The 3,459-nt window shown below is 54.2% G+C and carries 4 protein-coding genes and 1 riboswitch; of the genes, 1 reads left to right on the plus strand and 3 read right to left on the minus strand.

Annotated elements, in window-relative coordinates:
* The coding region (locus I2E77_RS13785; RefSeq protein ID WP_207738263.1) for a hypothetical protein at positions 1 to 221 on the plus strand (221 nt) is incomplete at its 5' end.
* A gap of 109 nt (positions 222 to 330) precedes the next feature.
* On the opposite strand, the gene I2E77_RS13520 is transcribed toward I2E77_RS13785, so the two are convergent.
* Genes I2E77_RS13520 through thiD form a run of 3 tightly spaced genes read right to left on the minus strand, consistent with a single transcriptional unit; the run spans position 331 to position 3,130 of the window.
* On the minus strand, positions 331 to 984 hold the full coding sequence (locus I2E77_RS13520; protein ID WP_243252632.1) for an HAD family hydrolase: 654 nt from the start codon (positions 982 to 984) through the stop codon (positions 331 to 333).
* Positions 981 to 2,300: a phosphomethylpyrimidine synthase ThiC gene (thiC, locus tag I2E77_RS13525; protein WP_195451493.1), complete on the minus strand. Its 1,320-nt coding sequence runs from the start codon at positions 2,298 to 2,300 to the stop codon at positions 981 to 983. The genes I2E77_RS13520 and thiC overlap by 4 nt, the downstream gene beginning before the upstream one ends.
* A gap of 14 nt (positions 2,301 to 2,314) precedes the next feature.
* Positions 2,315 to 3,130 (minus strand): bifunctional hydroxymethylpyrimidine kinase/phosphomethylpyrimidine kinase, encoded by an 816-nt coding sequence (gene thiD / locus I2E77_RS13530; protein ID WP_087232268.1) that lies wholly within the window; start codon positions 3,128 to 3,130, stop codon positions 2,315 to 2,317.
* A gap of 92 nt (positions 3,131 to 3,222) precedes the next feature.
* Positions 3,223 to 3,323, minus strand: a riboswitch (TPP riboswitch).
* Positions 3,324 to 3,459: the final 136 nt, after the last annotated feature.

Below are 3,459 nucleotides of genomic sequence, written 5' to 3' on the forward strand. Positions count from 1 at the left end.
TGCCTGGCTCTCCCCGAAAGAAAAACTTGCTGCTTTCTTTGAATCTCTCGCTGTACAAGATGTTTGACAAACCTACAAACGCTGGGAATCTTCGTATGAAGCCATTTTGGAAATATCCACTTGAAATCCTCCTTGTGGTATCTCCTTTGTTACAAAAGGCTGGGCATTGCTCTCCCAACCGAAAAATGTATTTTTTTAGATGCCGTCCACCTGGCACATAAAAACGAGGCGCATCCCAAAAGGGATGCGCCCATAAATCGATTTGAAACGTCTTTGAAAAAAGAGGTTTAGGCAGCCGTTGGCATCCGTTTCCCTCGAGAATTTTAATCTTTATAAAAGTTCTTCAAAGCTTTGAATATATCCATCCGCTAGTCTCTGGAGGTCTTCCTGGATGCCGCTGGAGCAGGCGTCGTATACCCCCATGGTTTTCATGCCTGCGGCCTTTGCTCCTTGAATTCCAGGCAAAATATCTTCAAAGACCACACAATGCTCTGGGGAAACGCCAAGCTTTTTGGCCGCCAACCGATAGACGTCCGGGTATCCCTTTCCCCTGCTGGTTTCATCGGTCGAGGCAACTGCGCCGAACCACGTTTCAATCCCATGATGGCGCAACGCAGGGCGGTAAAGCTTTTCCGGAAGCGCCGTCGCCACCGCCAAAAGGATTCCTCGATCCCGCAGCTTTGCCAGATAGTCGCGTGCGCCAGGCTTCATCTGAATGACATTGCCATATCGATGCGCCGCCATATCGTTCCACTCCGCCACAATCGCCTCCGGCGATTCCGGGAAACCAAACCGCTTTTTTGCATAGGCCGCTGCGTCGAGGAACCCCATGGAAGCGATGGTCTCGCAATAGCCCTCTGGTACAGCAAGCCCACGTTTCTGCAAAAATTCCTCGTCGATGTCCTCCCAGATGTGCAGAGAATCCAAAAGTGTCCCATCTAGGTCAAAGATGGCCGCCCGCATATTTTCCAGTCCGGATCTCATTTCTTTGTCTCGTTTTGCAGAATCTCTACGCTCTCGCCATTGAGAATGCGGTTGGTCGTGCGAACCGCGCACATTTTGCCGCACATGGAACAGCTGTGCTTATCCGAAGCGGGAACGCTCTCATAATATGCCTTCGCCTTTTCTCCGTCGATGGCCAAACGGAATTGTGCGTCCCAATCGAAGCGCTGGCGTGCCTCTGCCATCTCATTGTCCGGCTGACGTGCGCCGCGCACGCCCTTCGCGATGTCTGCGGCATGGGCGGCAATCTTCGAAGCGACAATCCCTTCGCGCACATCGGAGAGGTCTGGCAAACGCAGATGCTCCGCAGGGGTGACATAGCACAGGAAGTCCGCGCCATTGGCCGCCGCGATTGCGCCGCCGATGGCCGACGTGATGTGATCGTATCCGGGGGCGATATCCGTCACCAACGGCCCAAGGACATAGAACGGCGCTCCGTGGCAGAGGCGCTTTTCCATCTTCATATTGGCCGCAATCTCATCCATCGCCATATGGCCCGGTCCTTCCACCATCACCTGCACGTCCTTTTCCCAGGCACGCTGGGTCAGGTTGCCGAGCTCAATCAGCTCCCCGATCTGCCCGGCATCCGTCGCATCGTCCAGGCAACCCGGACGCAGGGCGTCTCCCAAGCTGATGGTCACGTCATACTCTCGGAGGATGTCCATTACCTCATCATAATACTCATAGAAGGGGTTCTCATTGCCGGTCATCTTCATCCAAGCAAACAGCAGGGAGCCCCCGCGGGATACAATGTTCATTTTGCGCTTTGACCGTTCAAATCCTTCCACCGCACGGCGGTTGATGCCCGCGTGAATGGTCATAAAGTCCACGCCTTCCTCTGCGTGCGCGCGTACCACCTTCAAAAAGTCCTGGGCGGTCATGTCCATCAGATCCTTCTCCAGATATCCGACCGCATCGTATACCGGCACCGTTCCGACCATCGCCGGTGAATATTCGATCAGCTTCTCACGGAACTCGCGCGTCTTCCCGTAGTTGCTCAGATCCATGATGGCCTCGGCGCCAAACTGAACAGCCAGCTGCACCTTCTGCATCTCCGCGCAATAATCGGCGCAATCGCCGGAAATGCCCAAATTGACATTGATCTTTGTGCGCAGCCCTTCCCCCACGCCGTTCGGATCGAGCGATTTATGCCGCACATTTGCCGGGATAATCACCCGGCCGGATGCCACCAGCGGAAGGAGCTCTGCTTCCGTAAAGCCCTCTTTTTTGGCTACGGCGGCGAGTTCCTTTGTCACGATCCCCTTCTTGGCTGCTTCCATCTGTGTTTTGTATTCCATATGTACCTCTCCTTTTATTCGATCTCTGCTCCATTTGTCAGGCCGTTTACATAGACATCATAAAAATGGTTCGTTGGCCCATGCCCTTTCCCGATTGCCAATGCATGGCGGATCGCCATGGTGACATAGGCTTTTGCGCGCTCCACGGCAGCCGGCATATCCAGCCCCAACGCCAGATTTGCCGCAATTGCGGAGGAATAGGTGCAACCGGTGCCGTGCGTATTTTTCGTAGGAATGCGTTCGGCGGTATAATGATGGAAATGTTCCCCATCGAACAACACGTCAACGGCATCGCCCTGGGCATGGCCTCCCTTGACCAACACACCCTTCGGCCCCATAGCTTGGATGCGCCGGGCAGCGTCTTCCATCTCTGCAACCGAATGGATCGAGCAACCCGCAATTTTTTCCGCCTCCGGAATGTTTGGGGTCAGAAGCGTCGCCAGCGGAAGCACGGTTTGGATCAGCCGGTCTACCGAACCCGGATCCATCAGTGGGCAGCCGTTTTTGGCATACATCACCGGGTCAATTACCACGTGTTTGGGCCGGTACTGCCGCAACTTTTCCGCCACCGCCTCCATACAGGGCGGCTGGGAGAGCATCCCCACTTTGACCGCATCCGGCTGGATATCCTCAAACACCGCGTCGATCTGCTGGCGGATCATATCCGGCGATACATCTTCAATCCCGATCACACGGCTGGTATTTTCTGCCACCACGGAAACAATCACGCTCATTCCAAAGACGCCGTGTGCGGAAAACGTCTTTAGATCTGCCTGGATTCCTGCGCCGCCGCTGCAATCCGAGCCGGCAATCGTTAAGGCTTTTTTCAAGAGGTATCCCTTCCTTTCTTGGCCGTTCGCGCCCTGTTCATGAAAACAGGCAACAAAAAACGCCTGCCTCCCCGGCAAGCGCTTCTCCTCCAATCTTCATTGGCTTTGCTTCCCTACGACAGTATTAACCGACAGGTTCCAAGGGTCAGGTTCCACCTTCTCAACCGCCAGAGCAGTTCCCCCGCAAACGTCCATATGCACTTTTGAGTAGTACAATTATAGCACTGCTGTCGAAGCCTGTCAATGAAAGCTTGTAGGTTTGTCAAACATCTTGTACAGCGAGAGATTCAAAGAAAGCAGCAAGTTTTTCTTTCGGGGAGAGCCAGGCA

Source organism: Anaeromassilibacillus sp. 1001302B_160321_C8 (assembly GCF_015554745.1).
Taxonomy (GTDB): domain Bacteria; phylum Bacillota; class Clostridia; order Oscillospirales; family Acutalibacteraceae; genus Anaeromassilibacillus; species Anaeromassilibacillus stercoravium.

Excerpts from the sequence above, each read along its gene's own strand:
- I2E77_RS13520 (WP_243252632.1), bottom strand. The coding sequence starts at position 984 with ATGAGATCCGGACTGGAAAATATGCGGGCGGCCATCTTTGACCTAGAT.
- thiC (WP_195451493.1), bottom strand. The coding sequence starts at position 2,300 with ATGGAATACAAAACACAGATGGAAGCAGCCAAGAAGGGGATCGTGACA.